The following is an 18,682-nucleotide window of genomic DNA, read 5'->3' as shown; positions in this document are numbered from 1 at the left end:
CGGCTCGCGCGTTGCGGGCCGACGCGCCGTCGCTCCCACGGCGACATCCATACTTCACACCACATCGAAACGTGGCGCGCTGCATCGTGTTTACGATGCAGTCATGAACTCATCCACACCCTCCTTTTCGCCCGCACTCGGCCGCGTTCTCGCGACCGTCAGCGTCGGCTTCGTGGTCACGCAACTCGATGTGACCATCGTCAACATCGCGCTGCCACGAATCGGCGCGGACCTGCACGCGAACGTCGCGGGCCTGCAATGGGTCGTCGATGCATACACGCTCGCGTTCGCCGTACTGATGCTGTCTGCCGGCGCGCTCGGCGACCGCTTCGGCGCGCGGCGCCTGTACGCGTGCGGGATCGTGCTGTTCGCGCTCGCGTCGCTGGCCTGCGGGCTCGCGCTCGACGCCCCGCTGCTGATCGCCGCGCGCGCGGTGCAAGGCATCGGCGCGGCCGCGATGCTGCCGAACTCTCTTGCGCTGCTCAATCAGTCGTTCGGCCACGAGCCAAAGCTGCGGGCACGCGCGGTCGGCCTGTGGACCGCGTCTGGCGCCATTTCGATCGCGGCCGGCCCGGTGGCCGGGGGCCTGCTGATCGCCGCGTTCGGCTGGCGCAGCATCTTCCTCGTCAATCTGCCGATCTGCGCAGCCGGCCTGCTCGCGACGCTGCTGTGGATCCCGCGTCCGCAAACTGCGCGGCGCGGCGCGCCGGCCGCCGCTCGCGGCCACATTGACGCGCAGCCGAGCGGCATCGATCCCGGCGGTCAATGCCTCGCGATCGTCGCGCTAACCGCGTTCGTCGCCGCGGTGATCGAATGGCGGCCGCTCGGGCTCGCGCATCCGCTGGTCGCCGGCGGCCTGGTGCTCGCACTGCTGGCGGCGGCTGCGTTCGTGTTCGTCGAAGCGCGTGTCGCGCGGCCGATGCTGCCGCTCTCGCTGTTCGGCGCGCGCACATTCAGCGCGGCAGTGCTGTTCGGCATCTGCGTGAACCTGACGTATTACGGCATGGTGTTCGTGCTGAGCCTCTACCTGCAGCGCGTGCGCGGCTACACGCCGTTGCAGGCGGGCCTCGCGTTCCTGCCGCTGACGGGCGGCTTCCTGATCTCGAACGTCGCGAGCGGCTGGGTGATCGGCCGCTTCGGGGTGCGCGTGCCGATGATCCTCGGCGCGACCACCGCGGGCCTCGGCTATGGCCTGCTGCATTTCGTCGACGCCGGCACGCCGCTCGTTGGCCTGCTGCTGCCGTTCCTGCTGATTCCGTCAGGAATGGGACTCGCCGTGCCGGCGATGACCACTGCGGTGCTTGCATCGACCGAAGCACGGCGTGCGGGCACGGCGTCGGCGGTATTGAACACGGCGCGCCAGGCGGGCGGCGCGGTGGGCGTGGCGGCCTTCGGCGCGCTCGCGGGCGGCGCGGCCGCGACGCAGATCGTGCCGGGGATGCAGGCGGCGACGGCTATTTCGGCGGGAATGCTGGTGCTGGGACTGGTACTCGCGTGCTTCGTGCATCCGGAGCCGCATGCAGCGGCATCGGCCGCGCGCCGGGCAAGCATCGCAAGTGAGTGAGGGATGGCTGCATGAGTGAAGGATGCACCTACAGCGACGCCTCCTGAATCACGCCGGTATCGACTGCGCGCTCGATCAGGCCCTCGTTACGCGCCTTGGCGATCGCATCGGCGATCAGTTTCTCCGGCTCCTCGATCTCGGCCTTCAGCGTGCCGAGGAATCCGGACGCATCCAGAACCACCAGCGTTTTCGCCGAATCGGCGAGGCTGATGATTACCCGATGCGGCGTCGGACCTTCGCCGAGACTCGCGCAAAGTTGCGTGACCTTGCCACCGATCATTTGCTCGAAGTTCTGAATCATGATCTGCTCCCGTGATTGCCGCGGACCGGACAGCAAGCAGCGTAGCAGGAAGCGGGCCGCGTGGACTGCGCGCGGTCGCGCTTCACGGACCGCTTCATAGACCGCCTCACAGACCGCCGAGACCGCCGCGTGGCGCGCGCGCGTTGTCGATGCTCAGACGCCCCGCGCCGGTGACGAACAGCAGCAGGAAGCCCCCCGCGATACCGATGTTCTTCCAGAAATGGATCACCATGTCGTGCTGCATTGCCGGGTCGGTGACATTCCAGAAGTCATGGCCAAGCACCGCCGCCGCGACCGTATACACGGCCATGATCAGCGCGAGCGGCCGCACCTTGAAGCCGACTACGAGCAGCAGGCCGCCGAGCACCTCGATTGCGGTCGCGATCGGCGCGGCGATCTGCACGAACGGTACGCCCTTCGAATGCAGGTAGCCAACGAAGCCCGCATAGCCCACCAGTTTCATCACCCCGCTCCACAGGAACAACACGGAAAGAGCAAGACGGGCGATGAAAATAATGCCGTAATCGACGGGACGCGACATGGCGGGCTCCTGTAACCGAATAAGCAGCAGACCCGAATAGGCGGGCGCAGTTCCCCACCTCGCCCCTGAGCATATGTGCAACAGCGGCGATTTCCAAGCCCGCTCAGGCTGGCGGATACGTGGCGACCTCGATCAGGTTGCCGTCCGGATCGCGGCAATACACCGAAGTCATCTTGCCGCGCGCGCCGTCGCGCTCCACCGGCCCCGCCTCGATCGCGACGCCTTGCGCGAGCCAGTGCGCCTTGACGTCGTCCGGGCTCGCGGTGGTCACGAAGCAAAGGTCCGCCGTACCCGGCACCGCTTCGCGCGACGTGAACCATGCGACGGTATCGGCCGATGCGGGACGCAGATTGATCTTCTGATTGCCGTAGGTCATCGCCACCCGCGTGCCGGTGTGCGACGCGAACTCGGTGCGTCGCATGCCGAGCATGCGCGCATACCAGGCCGCGCTGACTTCGACGTCGGCAACGTTCAGAACGAGATGATCGAGACTGTCCAGCTGGAAGCTCATGGTTTTGTCGTGACGAATGCGAGGAATGGGAAGGCTAAGCCGACTATGCGCGCGGCGCGTCCGGCGCGAGCAGCACGCCCTTCGTGAACACGAAGCAACCGTAACCGCGCTCCTCGCCGGTCGCGATTACGCAATACGCGCGGCGCGCACGCTCGTAAAACGCGAATCGCTCGATCGACACGAACGGCACGTCGCGCCCCTCCGCCGCATTCACCTCGGCCTGCGCCTCGCGCTGCACTGCGGGAATCGTGTGCGGCTCGCCGACCACTTCCATGCGCGACGCCGGATGCTCGATAAAGGTGTCGAGCGGTAGCACCGACAGCACCGCGCGAACCGCGCGCGGCGAACCGACGCCGTCGAGACGCAGCAGCTTGCCGAGCACGGTATCGCGGGCGACTGCTTCGGCCGGAAAGTTCGCGTCGCAGATCACGAGCTCGTCGCCGTGGCCCATCGAGCGCAGCGCGTGCAAGATGTCGGCGTTCAGTAGCGGGTCGAGATTTTTCAGCACGGGGTCTCCTGATCGTTCGGTTGGGAACTTGCCGCCCGGGTGGGGTCGCGCGCGTTCCGCAAGATGATTGCGTCAAGCGTCGGCCGCGCGTCCTGCGCACGACGATCGATTGTAGCAAGCCGCTGTGCTCGCCCCGCATTGCCAGCGCAGCCATCCGACCACCGCGAGCAGCACGAGGCCCGTGCCGCCGAGCACCGGCTCGCGCCAGCCGAGCAGTGCGATGAACATGAACGCCCGCGCGCCGGCGAGCAGCGCAAAACCGGCGATCGCGCTCGATAACGCGTCGACGGCAGCCGCAACGCGCATCAAGGCGAGATGGATTTGTGCAGGCGTGGCAGCGGCGGTCTCGTGCATGATCGTCTCCTTGAAAAACGCGTCAGGCCGCGCCGGGGGCTTCGTCGAGGAAACCGGTGACCGCTTGCAAGCGCCCATGCGCGTCCACCACGCCGAAGTCGGAGCCCTTGACGATCGCCTCGCCGGCGGGCGTCGTCAGTACCCACGAGAACCGCAGGCGATTAGCGAAGCCGTCGACGTCGGTCGTCCGGCGAAACGTGTGATGCGGAAAACGCTCATGCACCGCCCGGATCATCGCGTCGATGCCATCGTGGCCAGCACCTGCCAGCAGCGGGTCGCGATAGTCGGCATCGGCGCTCCACGTGGCCGCGATCAACTCGCGACGCCGCGCGACATCAGTCTCGTTCCAGGCATCGAAATAACGGTCGATCAAATCGGTATGCGCATTCATCTCAAACTCCTTGATTGGCAGGACGGAGCACTTCGCTTGGCATACGCACCGCATGCGGCGGGCTCGGAATGAAGATTGACCGCTCGCGTGCATTGCGTCGATTACTCGGGAGGTAATCAAGCGGATGAAGTGCCCCGCTCACGCATCGCTTTTCACTGTTTTTCTCGCCAAATAGGCCATTTGGCCGAGTCGTCAAAAAACCTTCTCACCGCTAACCTCGCGTGGCAAATCGAAACCTCTCGACGACATCGCGAGGCAGGGAACACAACGAACAGGAGGACGGCTTGGACCGCTTTATCGAGATGTTTTCCACGCTTGCACGGCCGTATCCAAAGGGATACACTAGGCAGCAGATCGAAACACCGCGCGTGTACACGATCAGCTGCACCGAAGAGTTCGACCGTTGGCTTCACGGCCTCACCGACCTCAAGGCGAAGGCGCAGATTCTCGTGCGAATGCGGCGCGCGGAACGCGGGCTTTTCGGCGACGTGAAGTTGCTGGAAAACGGTGTGTTCGAGATGCGCATCGATTGCGGCCCGGGTTACCGGGTCTACTACGCGCGCGAAGGACGCATGATGTATCTGCTGCTCTGCGGGGGCAACAAGTCAACGCAGCAAGCGGATATCAGGCATGCCGGAACAATGTGGACAACCATCAGAAAGGAACGGTCATGAGCAAGATCAAAACCGCACGCTTCGATGCATCGAAGTACCTCGACAACGACGAAATGGTCGCGGCCTACCTGAACGCCGCGCTCGACGCAAATGACTCGGATCTGCTGCTCGCCGCTATCGCGGATATCGCCAAGGCGCGCGGCATCACGAAGATCGCCATGGCAACGGGCCTGGGCCGCGAAAGCCTTTACAAGACACTCGCGCCCGGCTCCAAACCACGCATGGACACGGTCCTCAAACTGGCGGGGGCGATCGGCGTCAAATTCACCGCCGTGCCGCTGCATTTGGCCGCCGCCTGAGCCGGATGCCGCGTTGGCCGCGGGGTTGCGTGATGGCGCACATGGGGCGCGAGGCCGGCGCGATCGTTGGTGTGAAACGCCAGTATCGACCGTAGGTCTCGTCGATTGAAGATGGCGGAGCATTACCTCTCAGGTAATCGATTGCTTGCGCGCTTTGACTATGATCGGTGTCATGAACACACTCTCTATTGCACAGACTACTCCGTCGTCCGCGCAGATAGCCAGTCGCACGGTCGGCGATCTTCTCCGCGAATGGCGGCAGCGGCGGCGCATGAGTCAGTTGCTGCTTGCCACTGAGGCCGACATTTCGACGCGCCATCTAAGCTTTGTCGAATCGGGCCGCGCGCTGCCGAGTCGGGAAATGGTTATGCATCTCGCTGAGCGACTCGACGTGCCGTTGCGAGCGCGCAATGCACTGCTCGTCGCGGCCGGTTACGCGCCGCTGTTTCGCGAACGTCCGCTCTCCGACCCGCAGCTCGCGGCCGCGCGCGAAGCCGTCGAACTGGTGCTCAAAGGACACGAGCCCTACCCCGCCCTAGCGATCGACCGGCACTGGACCATCGTCGCGACCAATAGTGCCCTCGCGCCTCTATTGAGTGGCGCGAGTCCCGAACTGCTGAAGCCGCCGGTCAACGCGCTGCGCCTGAGTATGCATCCGCAAGGCATTGCGGCGTCGATCATCAACTGGCATGCGTGGCGCGAGCATGTGCTGGCCCGGCTGCAAAGGCAGATCGACGTCAGCGGCGACGACACGCTGAGCGCACTGCGCGACGAACTGGCCGCCTATCCCGCGCCGCCGAATGCAGACGCTACAACGCCGGACGATGCAAGCCTCAGCCAGATCGCCGTGCCATTGAGGCTGCGCACACCGCTTGGGGTGTTGTCGTTTTTCAGCACCACCACTGTGTTCGGCACACCAGTGGACGTTACGCTGTCGGAACTCGCAATCGAGGCGTTCTTTCCGGCCGATCAGCAAACCGCGGCAGCGCTGCGCAAGTTTGCCGAACAGCAATGCGGCTAACCGCTCGCGTTCCTCGTCCACTCGACTCACCACTAACACGCGCTATGTCTGTGAACGCCAACACTCTGCTCATCCGCCAACTCGGTCCCGCCGACCGGGATGCCTATTTCCAGCTGCGCCTGCGCGGGCTGAAGGCGCATCCCGCTTCATTCGGACAAAGCTACGGCGAAGCGGTGGCAAAAGGCGCCGCTCAGCATGACGCAACATTGCAAGGTTCGGCGGCGGAAGGCACGTTTCTGCTTGGCGCCTACGCGTCGGCGGATGCTCCGCTGATCGGCGTCGTCGGTCTGCTGCGCAACAAAGCCGACAAGGAGCGTCACAAGGCGAACGTGGTCGGCATGTATGTCGCGCACGAAGCGGCTGGTCGTGGGATCGGGCGTGCGTTACTGAGCGAGCTGTTGACGCGTGCGGCACGCGTCGACGGCTTGCGACAGGTGCAGTTAACCGTGGGTAGCCGCAACGACGCGGCGCGCAAGCTGTATGAATCGCTCGGCTTTCGCAAGTACGGGTGTGAACCCGACGCGTTGAACGTCGACGGCGTGTTCCACGACGAGGACCTGATGGCGCGATTCCTGTCATAGCGCCCGGACCATTCCTGCCGGATCCCCTATTGATGGTCCCTTCACCTGCTCAAAACTACGAACCATGATATGTTTTTGGGTTTCCCCGTCCGCGCCGCGCCCATCCGGAACCGCGTTTCCCGCCGCCCAGCGGCGTTGATTCCCGGCTTTCGTTGCGCGGCCCGTCAGTCAATTTGTCCATGTCCGACCTCTCTACTTCGCTTCCTCGCGTGCCGCGCCGTTTCGATATCAATCCGAAACCGCTCGGCGTTGCGCTCGTCCTTATCGCGCTTGGCGCTCTCTATCTGGCGCAAGCTGTCAGCGGCCGTCAGGCAGCGCTCTATGTCGTCGGCGCGCTGCTCGGCATGTCGCTTTATCACGCGGCATTCGGGTTCACGTCGGCCTGGCGTGTTTTCATCGCCGACGGCCGCGGCGCAGGTCTGCGCGCACAGATGCTGATGCTTGCGCTCGGCGTGCTGCTGTTCTTTCCGGCACTCGCGGCCGGCACGCTGTTCGGCCAACCGGTCACGGGGCTCGTCGCGCCGGCCGGCACGTCGGTGCTCGTCGGGGCGTTCATGTTCGGCATCGGCATGCAGTTGGGCGGCGGCTGCGCGTCGGGCACGCTGTACACGGTGGGCGGTGGCAGTACCCGCATGCTGGTCACGCTGGCCGCGTTCATCGTCGGTTCGGTGGTCGCGACTGCGCATATGCCGTTCTGGAGTGCGCTGCCGTCGCTGAAGCCGCTTTCGATGGTGAAGACGCTCGGCGCGGTCTGGGCGATCGTGCTGAATCTGCTCATTTTTGCCGCGATCGCCGCGCTGACCGTGCTGGTCGAACGGCGCCGCCACGGACGCCTCGTCGTCGAGCCGCTGCGTCAGCCGCATGCGTCACCGTGGCTGCACGGTCCGTGGCCGCTCTTCGTCGGCGCGATCGCGCTCGTCGTACTCAATTTCGCGACGCTCGCGCTGTCGGGCCGGCCGTGGGGGGTGACTTCGGCGTTCGCACTGTGGGGCGCCAAAATCTTCGCCGCGCTTGGCATCGACGTCGCCAGCTGGCCGTATTGGGCCGCACAAGCAAACGCAGGCTCGCTCGCCGCACCGGTTAGCCATGACGTCACGTCGGTCATGGACTTTGGCATCATGCTCGGCGCGATGACCGCCGCGGCGCTCGCCGGCCGTTACGCGCCCGTGTGGAAGGTGCCGGCGCGCTCGCTCATTGCGGCAGTGGTCGGCGGCCTGATGCTCGGCTACGGCGCCCGCCTCGCCTATGGTTGTAATATTGGCGCCTATTTCAGCGGCATCGTGTCAGGTAGTCTGCACGGCTGGCTGTGGCTCATCGCGGCCTTCGCCGGCAACGTGATCGGCACGCGTCTGCGGCCGCTGTTCGGCCTCGAGGTCGAACGCATCCGCCAGACCGGTTGCTAATCCTTACCTGGTCGTTACAATTCCGGCCCCAGTTTGCATAGTTTGTAACTGGGGTGGCATCTCTCCGTTACACCCCCGATCCGCCCCCCGCGCCCTTCCATGGACAAGTATTTATTACCGTCCATTCTCACCGCTTTCTATTTCCTTTCTAATTCAGAGCAAATCGATTCATCGTCGATCGGTGCCGATACCGTGCTCGGGCAATCGAGCCAAACGCCCGTACGACAAGGGTTTTGAAGGATTAGAGTCGACTCTCTAAGCGCTAAAAATCCACTTGGCATCGTTCATTACAGCGGCGTGAAAAACTTACCGAAAAATGTTGTATTTTTTTGAGATATTTTTACGACAAGGGATTGCTTTCTGGATTTGCCCTTCATACAATTCGTCCCAAGCTGTTACGAAATGTAACTCCTTGTATCAAATGTTCGCCGTCTGTATCAGGTCGCAACATGTAGCCGGAGGTCGCGTTTCCGGCGAGGCAGAAAAGACATAACGGCGCAAAGCCGACATAGTAATTCGGGGCTTCGGAAACAGAGAAAATGGACCGTAGCAGCGAGACGCTGGATTCAATCCGCGAGATCAACTTGTCTTACATCATGCTTGCGCAACGCATGTTGCGCGAGGACAAACCGGTCGGGATGTTCCGGCTGGGACTGTCGTCGGAACTGGCTGATTTGCTTGCCGGGCTGTCGCTCGCGCAGATCGTCAAGCTCGCGGCTTCCGACCAGCTTTTGTGCTTTTTCCGCTTCACCGACCACTCGATGCTGTCGGCGTTGACGCAAACGACGAAGCACGCCGCAGTTGCACCGACCCATACGGCGATCCTGCTGGCAGGCCAGCCCGCCGAGCAATTTGCCTGATCGAGGTGACTGCCATGCTCAAGCGAAGCCTGACCGAAGATGCACAGGAAGTATTCCGCGCAATCGCGCTAATCGAGCTCGGCGCCCGCATGCAGGTGCTCGAGAGCGAACTGACACTGTCGCGCGACCGTATGATCCGGTTGTATCGCGAAGTCAAAGGCGTATCGCCGCCCAAGGGCATGCTGCCGTTCTCGGCAGACTGGTACATGACGTGGCTCGCGAACATTCACGCGTCGCTGTTCTACAACACGTACCTGTTCCTGAAGAACGAGGCGCGCTGCTCGCATCTGGATGCGCTGACCAAGGGATATCGGCTCTATCTCGAACATTGTCAGCACAGCGAAACCGAACCGGTACTCGATCTGACGCGCGCGTGGACGCTCGTGCGTTTCTTCGATGCCGACATCCTGCAGCTCACCAAATGCTGCCGCTGTACCGGCAAGTTCGTCGCGCACAAGCACGACCTGCAGCACAACGTCGTGTGCGGTGCATGCCAGCCGCCGTCGCGTGCCGGCAAGACCAAGAAAGCGGCGGCCGCCCGCCAGGAAGCACTCGGAGCAGCGCAGGTCGCACAGGCCGCCTGACCGATCGATCCGCCCGGCGCGACACGAGGGCAATCCGATTCAATCCGAAGCTCATATGAGTCCGCGTAGTGAACGAACTGCGCGGATTTTTTTTCGCCTTAGCGTCGGGCAAACGGGCAAACCTGCGTGCGGAATGTCCGTCGTTCAGTTCAGCCCGCCAGCCCCACCGTCTACGCGTCGAGCCACAGATTCGCCGCGCTGATCGCAACGAGCAGCTCGCCCAAAGAGATTTGCATGAAAAACGCCGGGCGGCGCTTGCGCGTGGCCCGGCGTGGGTGATGAAGTTGATGAAACGCTTGCCGACGAGGTTAGGAGTTCAGCGCTTCGCCACCTGCTGTTGCGTTGAAGCGGATACCGCCGCAGCCGTGGCGCCGGAAGCATCAACCGGCACCGCCGCCGCTCCGACCGCCGTCTGTCCCGCCGTCACATCGCCCCAACCGCCACCGAGCGCGCGAATCAGATTCACGGTCGCGACCGCCTGCGTACCCGCCAGATGGCTCGCCTGCAATTGCGACTGCAGCACCTGCCGCTCGGCATCGATCACGTCGAGATAGCTGACCGCGCCTTCCGTGTACTGCGTGCTCGACAGATGCGCGGCGCGCTGCGAGGCGTCGACTGCGTCGTTCTGCTCGCGCATCTGATCGTCGAGCAAGCGAAGGTCGGCCAGGTTGTCCTCGACTTCACGGAACGCCACCAGCACCTGCTGACGATACTGCGCGACGTCCTCGTCGTACTTCGATCGCGCCTGCGCGAGATTGGCCTTGAGTTGACCGCCGTGGAAGATCGGCACCGTCAACGCAGTGCCCGCAAACGGACCGAGGATGAACGCGCGGCTCGACCACATGAACAGATCGCCGAGCGTCGCCGATTCAAAGCCGAACGAGCCGGTGATGTCGAGCTTTGGGAAGAACGCCGACTTGGCGAGACCGACGCGCGCATTCGCGGCCTGCATCGCACGCTCGGCCGCCGCAATGTCCGGCCGCCGTTCGAGCAGCGCCGACGGCAACCCCGACGGCACGCGCACCGTCACCGGCGCGAGCGGCGCTTCCGCGAACGAGAAATCCGCGGGCGGCTTGCCGAGCAGAATCGCGAGACTATGCTCCGAGGCCGCCCGTTGCCGCGCGACGCCAACCGCATCGGCACGCGCGCTCGCGAGCTCGTTACGTGAGCGCGACAGATCCAGTTCGCTGATATCGCCTTCCTTGAAGCGCCGTTCGACCAGCTTCAGGGTGTCCTCGCGCAACGCGACGGTACGGCGATACAGATCCTGGTCCGTGTCGAGTTCGCGCAACTGGAAGTAGTTCTGCGCGACGTCGGCCTGCAACGCCAACTGCACCGAGCGGAACAGCGCTTCGCTCTGCTGCTCGTCCGAACGTGCTGCGTTCACGTTCGAGCTGACCCGCCCGAACAGATCCGCTTCATACGACGCGCCGACCTGCGCGCGCCAGATCGTGCCCGTCGTGCCACCCGCGCTGTCCGGCAGGAATTGCGACGCCGCCGAGGCGCGCTCGCGCGTCGGGCCGAAGCCCGCATCGAGCTTCGGAAACCAGTCGGACTTCGCGGCCTGGGTGACCGCGCGTGCCTGCTGCACGCGTGCGGCCGCGGCCTTCAGATCCTGATTCGCGATGGCGGCCTGCTCTTCAAGCGCGTCGAGCTGCGGGTCGCCGAACACCTTCCACCATTCGCCCCGCAGGGCATCGTCGGCGGGCTGGGCCTGCTTCCACGTGCCGGTGTTTTCTGCCGATGCAGCCGAACCCGATGCCGCTGAAGCCGGCGTCGCCACCGCAGGCGCTTCCTTGAACGCCGCGGGCGTCTCGACGTCCGGCCGCTTATATGTCGGCTCCACCGAGCAAGCGGCCAGCAGTGCGATCAGCAGACCGCTCGCGGCCGCGCGGCCCCATCCGCGCAAAGAGTCAAAGCGAGATTCAAACCGTTTCATTGTTGTTTTCTCCTCAGGCGTCCGTAACGGGCGCGCCATAGCGCGGCGCATCCTTTTGCGCGACGTGAATCGTCCCGCCCGCGAGCGAACGCAGCACCACATAGAACACCGGCGTCAGCATCAAGCCGAACAGCGTGACGCCGAGCATGCCGAAGAACACCGCGACGCCCATCGCGTGACGCATCTCCGAGCCCGCGCCGCTCGACACCACCAGCGGCACGACGCCCATGATGAATGCGATCGACGTCATCAGAATCGGCCGCAGACGCAGGCGGCTCGCCTCAATTGCGGCCTGAAGCGGGGTGCGTCCGTCGTGTTCGAGCTCGCGCGCGAATTCGACTATCAGGATCGCGTTCTTCGCCGACAAGCCCACCAGCACCATCAAGCCGATCTGCGTGAAGATGTTGTTGTCGCCACCCGTGAGCCACACGCCAGTCAGCGCGGACAGCACGCTCATCGGCACGATCAGGATCACCGCGAGCGGCAGCGTCAGGCTTTCGTACAACGCGGCGAGCACGAGGAACACGAGCAGCACGCTGATCGGAAACACCCACATGCCCGCGTTGCCGGCGAGGATCTGCTGATAGGTGAGGTCAGTCCATTCGAGCTTCACGCCACGCGGCAAGACTTCGGCAGCCACGCGTTCGGCCGCGGCCTGCGCCTGCCCCGATGAATAGCCGGGGGCCGGGCCACCGTTGATGTCGGCCGCCGTGTAGCCGTTGTAGCGCACCACCATCTCCGGTCCGTACGTCGGCGTCACCGTGACGAGCGACGACAACGGCACCATCTCGCCCGCTGCATTGCGCGTCTTCAGTTGCAGGATGTCGTCGGCGCGTTGACGGAACGGCGCATCCGCCTGCACGCGCACCTGATACACGCGGCCGAAGCGGTTGAAGTCGTTCACATACAGCGAGCCCAGATAGATCTGCATCGTGTCGAACACGTCGGTGACCGGCACGCCGAGTTGCTTCGCCTTCACGCGATCGAGATCGACGTTCAGTTGCGGCACGTTGATCTGATAGCTGGAGAAGGTCGGCCCAAGTTCAGGTGTTTGCGCCGCGCGCTTCACGAACGCTTCGGCAGCCTTGTTGAGTTCGGCGTAACCGAGCGCGCCGTGATCTTCGAGCTGCATCTTGAAGCCGCCGAGCGTGCCGAGCCCGAGTACCGGCGGCGGCGGGAACACGGCGACGAACGAGTCCTTGATCGCGCCGTACTGCTGATTCAACGCACCGGCGATCGCGCCCGCCGAGAGCTTCCTGTCGCCGCGCTCCTTGAACGGCTTCAGCGTGACGAACACGATGCCCGCGCTCGAACTATTCGTGAAGCCATTCACCGACAAACCAGGGAACGCCACCGCGCTTTCGACGCCCGGCTGCTTCAGCGCGATCGCGCTCATATCGCGGATCACCTTCTCCGTACGATCGAGCGAAGCACCGTTCGGCAACTGCGCGAACGCGATCAGATACTCCTTGTCCTGCGCGGGCACGAAGCCGCCCGGCACGACACGCGCAACCAGCACCGTCGCGCCGACGAGGATCGCGTACACCGCGAGCATCGCGCCCTTGCGACGCAGCACGCCGGTCACGCCACGGCCGTAGGCTTCCGAACCGCGATGAAAGACCTTGTTGAAACGCTTGAAGAAGCCGCCGAGCACGCGGTTCATCACGCGCGTCAGCCAGTCCTCCTTCTCGCCGTGGCTGCGCAACAGCAACGCGGACAACGCCGGCGACAGGGTCAGCGAGTTGAACGCGGAGATCACCGTCGAGATCGCGATGGTCATCGCGAACTGCTTGTAGAACTGCCCCGTGAGACCCGTCATGAACGCGAGCGGCACGAACACGGCGACGAGCGTGAGCGCAATCGCGATGATCGGCCCGCTCACTTCGCGCATCGCCTTGTAGGTCGCATCGCGCGCACTGAGCCCGCTTGCGATGTTGCGCTCGACGTTCTCCACCACGACGATCGCATCGTCGACGACGATACCGATCGCGAGCACCATGCCGAACAGCGACAACGCGTTGATCGAAAAGCCGAACGCAAGCAGCAGCGAGAACGTACCGACGATCGACACCGGCACCGCGATCAACGGAATGATCGACGCGCGCCACGTCTGCAGGAACACGATCACGACAAGCACGACGAGCGCGATCGCTTCGAGCAGTGTATGGATGACCGCCTCGATACTCGCACGCACGAACTGCGTCGGGTCGTAGACGATCCGGTATTCGACGCCGGCCGGCATGTCTTCGGCGAGTTCCTTCATCGCCGCGCGCACCTGCTCGGAGATCGCGAGCGAGTTCGCACCAGGCGCCTGATTGATCGCGAGCGCAACCGCGGGCTTGTTATCGAGCAGCGAACGCAGGCCATATTCCGACGCCGCGAGCTCGACACGCGCGATGTCGCGCAGATAGGTCACACCGCCATCCGGCGCGGTCTTGACGATGATGTCGCCGAATTCGCCCTCGGTCTTCAGACGGCCGCGCGCATTCACCGACAACTGCAACTGCGTGCCGGGCACCGAAGGCGATGCACCGATCACACCAGCCGCGACCTGGATGTTCTGCTCGCGAATCGCGTTCACGACTTCAGTGGCAGTCAGACCGCGTTGCGCGACCTTCTGCGGATCGAGCCAGATACGCATCGCGTAGTCGCCCGAGCCCCACAGCTGCACCTCGCCGACGCCCTGAATCCGCGCGAGCCGATCCTTCACGTTGAGCAGCGCGTAATTGCGCAGGTACGTCATGTCGTAGCGATCGTTCGGCGAGATCAGGTGCACCACCATCGTCAGCGTCGGCGAACTCTTGATCGTCGTCACGCCGAGCCGCTGCACGTCTTCCGGCAGACGCGGCAGCGCCTGATTGACGCGGTTCTGCACGAGTTGCGTCGCGAGGTCCGGATTGGTGCCGAGCTTGAATGTGACCGTCAGCGTCAGATTGCCGTCGCTATTCGCCTGCGACTGCATGTACAGCATGTTCTCGACACCGTTGATCTGCTCTTCGAGCGGCGCGGCGACCGCCTCGGCAATCACTTTCGGATTCGCGCCCGGATACTGCGCGTGCACCACCACCGAAGGCGGCACCACTTCCGGGTACTCCGAGATCGGCAACTTGAACAGCGAGATGATGCCCCCGAGCAGGATCAATACCGACAGCACGCCTGCAAAGATCGGGCGATCGATGAAGAATTTGGATATGTTCATTGGAAGCTCTTAACTTGGAGCATGCGGTTGGAGCATGCGGCTCACGAATTGCCCTTCGCACCGGCGTCCGCCTTGGCACGCGATTGCGCGAGCGGCGCGCTGTTCGGGTCGTCGTCGGTCGTCATCGGCACCATGTGCGCGCGCACCGCATCGCCGGGACGCACGCGCTGGATGCCGTTGACGACGATGCGGTCACCCGGCTTCAAACCATCCTTGACGACGCGCAGATTGCCTTGCATCGCACCCGTCGAAATCTCGCGATAGACGGCGTGGTTGCCCTGATCGACGACCAGCACGAACTTCTTGTCCTGGTCGGTGCCGATCGCGGCATCGTCGATCAATAGCGCCGGATGCGGGGCGCTGCCGCCTACCTTGACGCGCGCGTAGAGGCCCGGAATCAGTGCGCCGTCCGCGTTATCGAACTTCGCGCGCACACGGATGGTGCCCGACGACGTATCGAGCCGGTTGTCGACCGACTCGATCGTGCCGCTGCGCGAGTAACCGGTCTCATCGGCGAGACCCAACTCGACCGGCACCTTGCCGCCGTCCTTCGCGCGGCTCAGGTATTGCAGGTAGGTCTGCTCGTCCGCGTCGAACGACGCGTAAATCGGCGACACCGATACGAGCGTCGTCAGCGGTGCCGAGCTCGCGCCCGCCGACACGACGTTGCCGACCGTGATCTCTGCGCGCGACACGCGGCCCGACACCGGCGCGACGATCTTCGTGTAGCCGAGATTGATGCGCGCGGTTTCAAGCGCAGCCTGGGCGGCCTTCAGGTTCGCGCTCGCCTCGCGCGCGGAGTTCTGCTTCTCGTCGTAGTCGCGCTTGGCGATGGCGTTGTCGACGATCAGCCGCTGCGCGCGCTCCCAGTCGCTTTGCGTGTAACCGGTGCGCGCCTGCGCGGCCGCCAGCTGCGCTTCCGCGCGATCGACTTCGGCCGCATAGGGGCGCGGATCGATCACGAACAGCGTATCGCCCTGCTTCACGAGCGCGCCGTCCTTGAAGTTGACCGACACGATCGTGCCCGGCACCTGCGAACGCACGTCCACTTTTTCGACGGCTTCGAGACGGCCGGAATAGGACTGCCAGTCGGTTATCGTCTTCTGCACCACCGTGGCCACGTCGACTTCCGGCACGATGGTCGGCGCGGCCGGTGAACTCGCATTCACCCTAATCGCGCCGAACGTGCCAAGCCCGGAAAGAACGACGACGACCAGCGCGGCAAGCGCCACGCGGGGGCGGGAAAGAGGAAGGATAGTCATGTGTAGCTCCCGGTATCGTTGATTGAATTTCTGTTTATCGATGAGCGCGCGCGTCGAAGCGCCACTGGAAAAAGCGCACCGCTTCCTGCAATGCGGGCGGATGATCGGCGAGCGCCGCGTGCGACACGCTCGGATAGCGCACCACCTGCGTATGCACGCCCGCGTCGATCAGATTGCTTGCATACTTCTCGGCCTCGACATGCAGCACGTCGTTCTGCGCGGTCGCGATCAGCGTGGCCGGCAAGCCGGCGAGCCGCGACGATTCGAGCGGCGCCGCATACGGATGCATGCGCTGCGAGGCTTGCGGCAGGTACGCGCGATAACACGCGGCGCACTCGCGGGCCGTGATGTCCGAGCCGAGCCGCTGCTCGTCGCCGAGTCGCGTCAGGCTCGGATCGAGCATCGGCCCGAATAGCGCCTGCGCGCTGATCTGCACGTCGCCACGATCGCGGGCGATAAAGGCAAGGCAGTTGGCGAGCTGGCCGCCCGCGTCATGTCCCGCCACGCCGATCTTTCTGCTATTGCCACCAAATGCCCGCGCCCGCGTCTGCACCCACAACGCCGCGCGATGCGCGTCTTCGGGCGCGGCCGGAAACGGAAACCGTGGCGCGAGCGAGTAGCCGACCGACACGACGAGCGCTGGTAAGTGTTCTGCGAAATACCGCGCGGCGAAGTCGGCGTATTCGATCGAGCCCTTCGTGAAGCCGCCGCCGTGAAAATAAAGCAATACCGGCAATCCGGTCTTTTTCGTCAGCCGGTACAGACGCAACGTAATTGGCTGAGCGTACCCACCGATTTGCACGTCGGTGACTTCGAGTGTTGTGTCATTGGCCTGAGCGCCAGTGTCTTCGGCGAAATCGCCGGTGGAAACAGGCGGGTAAGGCGATTTGAATGCATCCATGTCGTGCCGCGCAAATGCGCATAGAACCTCAATGGTGCGCATTGTGGGTTCGGCAGACTCGCAAATAAATGCCTATAATCCGGCAACACAATTCGGTGCCTTTGAACAATCAGCTTCCGATTGTTTTCGCGGACTCCATTCCCGCCTGCGCACCCGCCCCTTCTGGAGGTTTGCAATGGACCGGCTTCAGGCCATGCAAGTGTTCACTCGTGTCGTCGACACCAACAGCTTTACCCGTGCGGCGGAAACGCTCGATCTGCCGCGCGCGTCGGTTACTACGATCATTCAGAACCTCGAAGCGTTTCTCGGCACGCGGCTCATGCACCGGACCACCCGGCGTCTGTCGCTGACGCCCGACGGCGCCGCGTACTACGAGCGCTGCGTACGCATTCTCGCGGACGTCGAAGAGACCGAGGCGAGCTTCCAGAGCGGCAACAAGAAACCGCATGGCAAGCTGCGCATCGACATGCCGGGCTCGATTGGCCGTCTGCTCGTGATACCTGCGCTGTGCGAATTCCACACGCGCTATCCGGACATCGATTTGCAACTGGGCCTGACCGACCGGCCCGTTGATCTGCTGCAGGAAGGTGTCGATTGCGTGGTGCGCGTCGGCGCGCTGCAGGATTCGTCACTGGTCGCGCGCCGCATCGGTCTGTTCGAGGGCGTGACCTGCGCGTCACCCGACTACATCAAGCGCGCGGGCATGCCCGCTTCGCTCGAAGATCTCGACAATCACAAAGCCGTCAACTACTTCTCGAGCCGCACGGGACGCACGATCGATTGGGCGTTCATGGTGAACGGCAACGAGGTGGAAGTGAAGATGAAGAGCATCGTGTCGGTGAACGACGCGGATGCCTACGTGACCTGCGGACTCGAAGGCTTCGGCCTGATTCAGCCGGCGCTCTTCATGGTGCTGCCGCATCTGCGTTCGGGTCAGCTCGTCGAAGTGCTGCCGGAGCTGAAACCACTGCCGATGCCGATCTCGGCAGTCTATCCGCACAGTCGTCACCTGTCGCCGAAAGTCCGTGTTTTCGTAGACTGGATTGCAGAGGTGTTCGATCGTTGTCCATTGCTGAGCGGACGCGGCAATCTCGACGCGACGTGCACGAAGCGCACCTTCGAGGAGCGCGAGTCGGCACCGGCACTCGACACACCGGTGATGACCGAATGGGTCGCATGAAGTACGGGAAGTGAAACAGTGAATTCCAGCCGCGGCGCCAATGCCGCGGCACCCGCGCAATAACGCGGATTCCTCAAGCCATTGCGCGATTGTTCCTGAATCGCGACTATTCATTTCGCGAAACCGCGATTTATCCGCACCGCGTCGACGTCTACATTTCACCCTGCCGCAGCGCCATCGCGCTGCCATTGAATCGACAGGAGTGGATCATGAAACGCAATCTGCTGGCAGGCCTGGCTCTTTCGCTGCTCGTCAGTGTTCCGGCATTTGCGCAAGGCGGTGGCGGCATTGGCCGCGCGGGAACGTATGACACGCAACCGGCTGCAAGCGCAAGCACGAAGACTCGCGCCGAGGTCAAGGCCGAACTGGTCGCCGCGTATCGCGACGGCTCACTGCCCTCGCTGAATCGCACCTCGTATCCGGACAAAGGCCTGATCGGCCAGACGCAAGCCGCGCGCATTGCGCTGCAGGAAGGGACGAACGGCGAAGTGACGCGCGTCGCGAACGGCCGGTAACGAGTTTGAAATCCTAAGTCAAGGAGCACATCATGACGCCATCGGAACTCGATCAATGGGATACCAACGCGCCCGTGTGGACACCGTATCGTCC

The 18,682-nt window shown here is 63.8% G+C and carries 20 protein-coding genes; 10 read left to right on the top strand and 10 right to left on the bottom strand.

All coding sequences use genetic code 11. The features are described from left to right. Positions 1 to 103: 103 nt before the first annotated feature. Positions 104 to 1,564: an MFS transporter gene (locus L0U81_RS19150; RefSeq protein WP_233805094.1), complete on the top strand. Its 1,461-nt coding sequence runs from the start codon at positions 104 to 106 to the stop codon at positions 1,562 to 1,564. A gap of 28 nt (positions 1,565 to 1,592) precedes the next feature. On the opposite strand, the gene L0U81_RS19145 is transcribed toward L0U81_RS19150, so the two are convergent. The 6 genes from L0U81_RS19145 to L0U81_RS19120 form a co-directional block, all read right to left on the bottom strand. After that, a complete protein-coding gene (locus L0U81_RS19145; RefSeq protein ID WP_233805093.1) occupies positions 1,593 to 1,865 on the bottom strand; it encodes a hypothetical protein in 273 nt (90 codons plus the stop codon). 106 nt (positions 1,866 to 1,971) lie between these two features. Then, positions 1,972 to 2,406 carry a DoxX family protein gene (locus tag L0U81_RS19140; RefSeq protein ID WP_233805092.1) on the bottom strand — a complete coding sequence of 145 codons (435 nt, stop codon included), beginning with the start codon at positions 2,404 to 2,406 and terminating at the stop codon, positions 1,972 to 1,974. 103 nt (positions 2,407 to 2,509) lie between these two features. After that, a complete protein-coding gene (locus L0U81_RS19135) occupies positions 2,510 to 2,917 on the bottom strand; it encodes a VOC family protein (RefSeq protein WP_233805091.1) in 408 nt (135 codons plus the stop codon). A 43-nt stretch (positions 2,918 to 2,960) separates the two neighbouring features. Continuing rightward, positions 2,961 to 3,425 carry an RbsD/FucU family protein gene (locus L0U81_RS19130; protein ID WP_233805090.1) on the bottom strand — a complete coding sequence of 155 codons (465 nt, stop codon included), beginning with the start codon at positions 3,423 to 3,425 and terminating at the stop codon, positions 2,961 to 2,963. Between the two features lie 72 nt (positions 3,426 to 3,497). Then, positions 3,498 to 3,779, bottom strand: a complete 282-nt coding sequence (locus tag L0U81_RS19125) for a hypothetical protein (protein WP_233805089.1) — start codon at positions 3,777 to 3,779, stop codon at positions 3,498 to 3,500. 22 nt (positions 3,780 to 3,801) lie between these two features. Next, positions 3,802 to 4,170 (bottom strand): nuclear transport factor 2 family protein, encoded by a 369-nt coding sequence (locus L0U81_RS19120; protein ID WP_233805088.1) that lies wholly within the window; start codon positions 4,168 to 4,170, stop codon positions 3,802 to 3,804. A gap of 284 nt (positions 4,171 to 4,454) precedes the next feature. Here L0U81_RS19120 and L0U81_RS19115 point away from each other — a divergent pair, with 284 nt between their 5' ends. From L0U81_RS19115 to flhC, 7 genes are all read left to right on the top strand, one after another. After that, positions 4,455 to 4,844 carry a type II toxin-antitoxin system RelE/ParE family toxin gene (locus tag L0U81_RS19115; protein WP_326489842.1) on the top strand — a complete coding sequence of 130 codons (390 nt, stop codon included), beginning with the start codon at positions 4,455 to 4,457 and terminating at the stop codon, positions 4,842 to 4,844. Then, positions 4,841 to 5,143, top strand: a complete 303-nt coding sequence (locus L0U81_RS19110) for an addiction module antidote protein (protein WP_233807843.1) — start codon at positions 4,841 to 4,843, stop codon at positions 5,141 to 5,143. The genes L0U81_RS19115 and L0U81_RS19110 overlap by 4 nt, the downstream gene beginning before the upstream one ends. A 172-nt stretch (positions 5,144 to 5,315) precedes the next feature. After that, positions 5,316 to 6,164 carry a helix-turn-helix domain-containing protein gene (locus tag L0U81_RS19105; protein ID WP_233805087.1) on the top strand — a complete coding sequence of 283 codons (849 nt, stop codon included), beginning with the start codon at positions 5,316 to 5,318 and terminating at the stop codon, positions 6,162 to 6,164. Between the two features lie 44 nt (positions 6,165 to 6,208). Further along, positions 6,209 to 6,745 (top strand): GNAT family N-acetyltransferase, encoded by a 537-nt coding sequence (locus L0U81_RS19100; protein WP_233805086.1) that lies wholly within the window; start codon positions 6,209 to 6,211, stop codon positions 6,743 to 6,745. Positions 6,746 to 6,924: 179 nt separating this feature from the next. Further along, positions 6,925 to 8,148, top strand: a complete 1,224-nt coding sequence (locus L0U81_RS19095; protein ID WP_233805085.1) for a YeeE/YedE family protein — start codon at positions 6,925 to 6,927, stop codon at positions 8,146 to 8,148. Between the two features lie 539 nt (positions 8,149 to 8,687). Continuing rightward, positions 8,688 to 9,008 (top strand): flagellar transcriptional regulator FlhD, encoded by a 321-nt coding sequence (gene flhD / locus L0U81_RS19090; RefSeq protein WP_230559625.1) that lies wholly within the window; start codon positions 8,688 to 8,690, stop codon positions 9,006 to 9,008. A gap of 14 nt (positions 9,009 to 9,022) precedes the next feature. Continuing rightward, complete coding sequence (flhC, locus tag L0U81_RS19085) at positions 9,023 to 9,592, top strand: flagellar transcriptional regulator FlhC (RefSeq protein WP_129957099.1); 570 nt, start codon at positions 9,023 to 9,025, stop codon at positions 9,590 to 9,592. A gap of 316 nt (positions 9,593 to 9,908) precedes the next feature. On the opposite strand, the gene L0U81_RS19080 is transcribed toward flhC, so the two are convergent. Genes L0U81_RS19080 through L0U81_RS19065 form a run of 4 tightly spaced genes read right to left on the bottom strand, consistent with a single transcriptional unit; the run spans position 9,909 to position 16,893 of the window. After that, positions 9,909 to 11,531, bottom strand: coding sequence for an efflux transporter outer membrane subunit (locus L0U81_RS19080; RefSeq protein ID WP_233805084.1), 1,623 nt, complete (start codon positions 11,529 to 11,531; stop codon positions 9,909 to 9,911). A 13-nt stretch (positions 11,532 to 11,544) separates the two neighbouring features. Beyond that, positions 11,545 to 14,730 (bottom strand): efflux RND transporter permease subunit, encoded by a 3,186-nt coding sequence (locus L0U81_RS19075; protein WP_233805083.1) that lies wholly within the window; start codon positions 14,728 to 14,730, stop codon positions 11,545 to 11,547. Positions 14,731 to 14,771: 41 nt separating this feature from the next. Further along, on the bottom strand, positions 14,772 to 15,992 hold the full coding sequence (locus L0U81_RS19070) for an efflux RND transporter periplasmic adaptor subunit (RefSeq protein WP_233805082.1): 1,221 nt from the start codon (positions 15,990 to 15,992) through the stop codon (positions 14,772 to 14,774). A gap of 34 nt (positions 15,993 to 16,026) precedes the next feature. Continuing rightward, positions 16,027 to 16,893 (bottom strand): alpha/beta hydrolase, encoded by an 867-nt coding sequence (locus L0U81_RS19065; protein WP_233805081.1) that lies wholly within the window; start codon positions 16,891 to 16,893, stop codon positions 16,027 to 16,029. A gap of 175 nt (positions 16,894 to 17,068) precedes the next feature. Here L0U81_RS19065 and L0U81_RS19060 point away from each other — a divergent pair, with 175 nt between their 5' ends. Both L0U81_RS19060 and L0U81_RS19055 read left to right on the top strand, forming a co-directional pair. Then, positions 17,069 to 18,073: a LysR family transcriptional regulator gene (locus L0U81_RS19060; RefSeq protein WP_233805080.1), complete on the top strand. Its 1,005-nt coding sequence runs from the start codon at positions 17,069 to 17,071 to the stop codon at positions 18,071 to 18,073. 209 nt (positions 18,074 to 18,282) lie between these two features. Further along, positions 18,283 to 18,588 carry a DUF4148 domain-containing protein gene (locus L0U81_RS19055; protein WP_233805079.1) on the top strand — a complete coding sequence of 102 codons (306 nt, stop codon included), beginning with the start codon at positions 18,283 to 18,285 and terminating at the stop codon, positions 18,586 to 18,588. The last annotated feature ends 94 nt before the right edge of the window (positions 18,589 to 18,682 follow it).

Origin of the sequence: Paraburkholderia sp. HP33-1 (assembly GCF_021390595.1) — a bacterium.
In the GTDB taxonomy this organism is placed as follows: Bacteria; Pseudomonadota; Gammaproteobacteria; order Burkholderiales; family Burkholderiaceae; genus Paraburkholderia.
The sequence above is the reverse complement of the archived record's forward strand: the minus strand, read 5'-3'. Positions and strand labels throughout refer to the sequence as shown.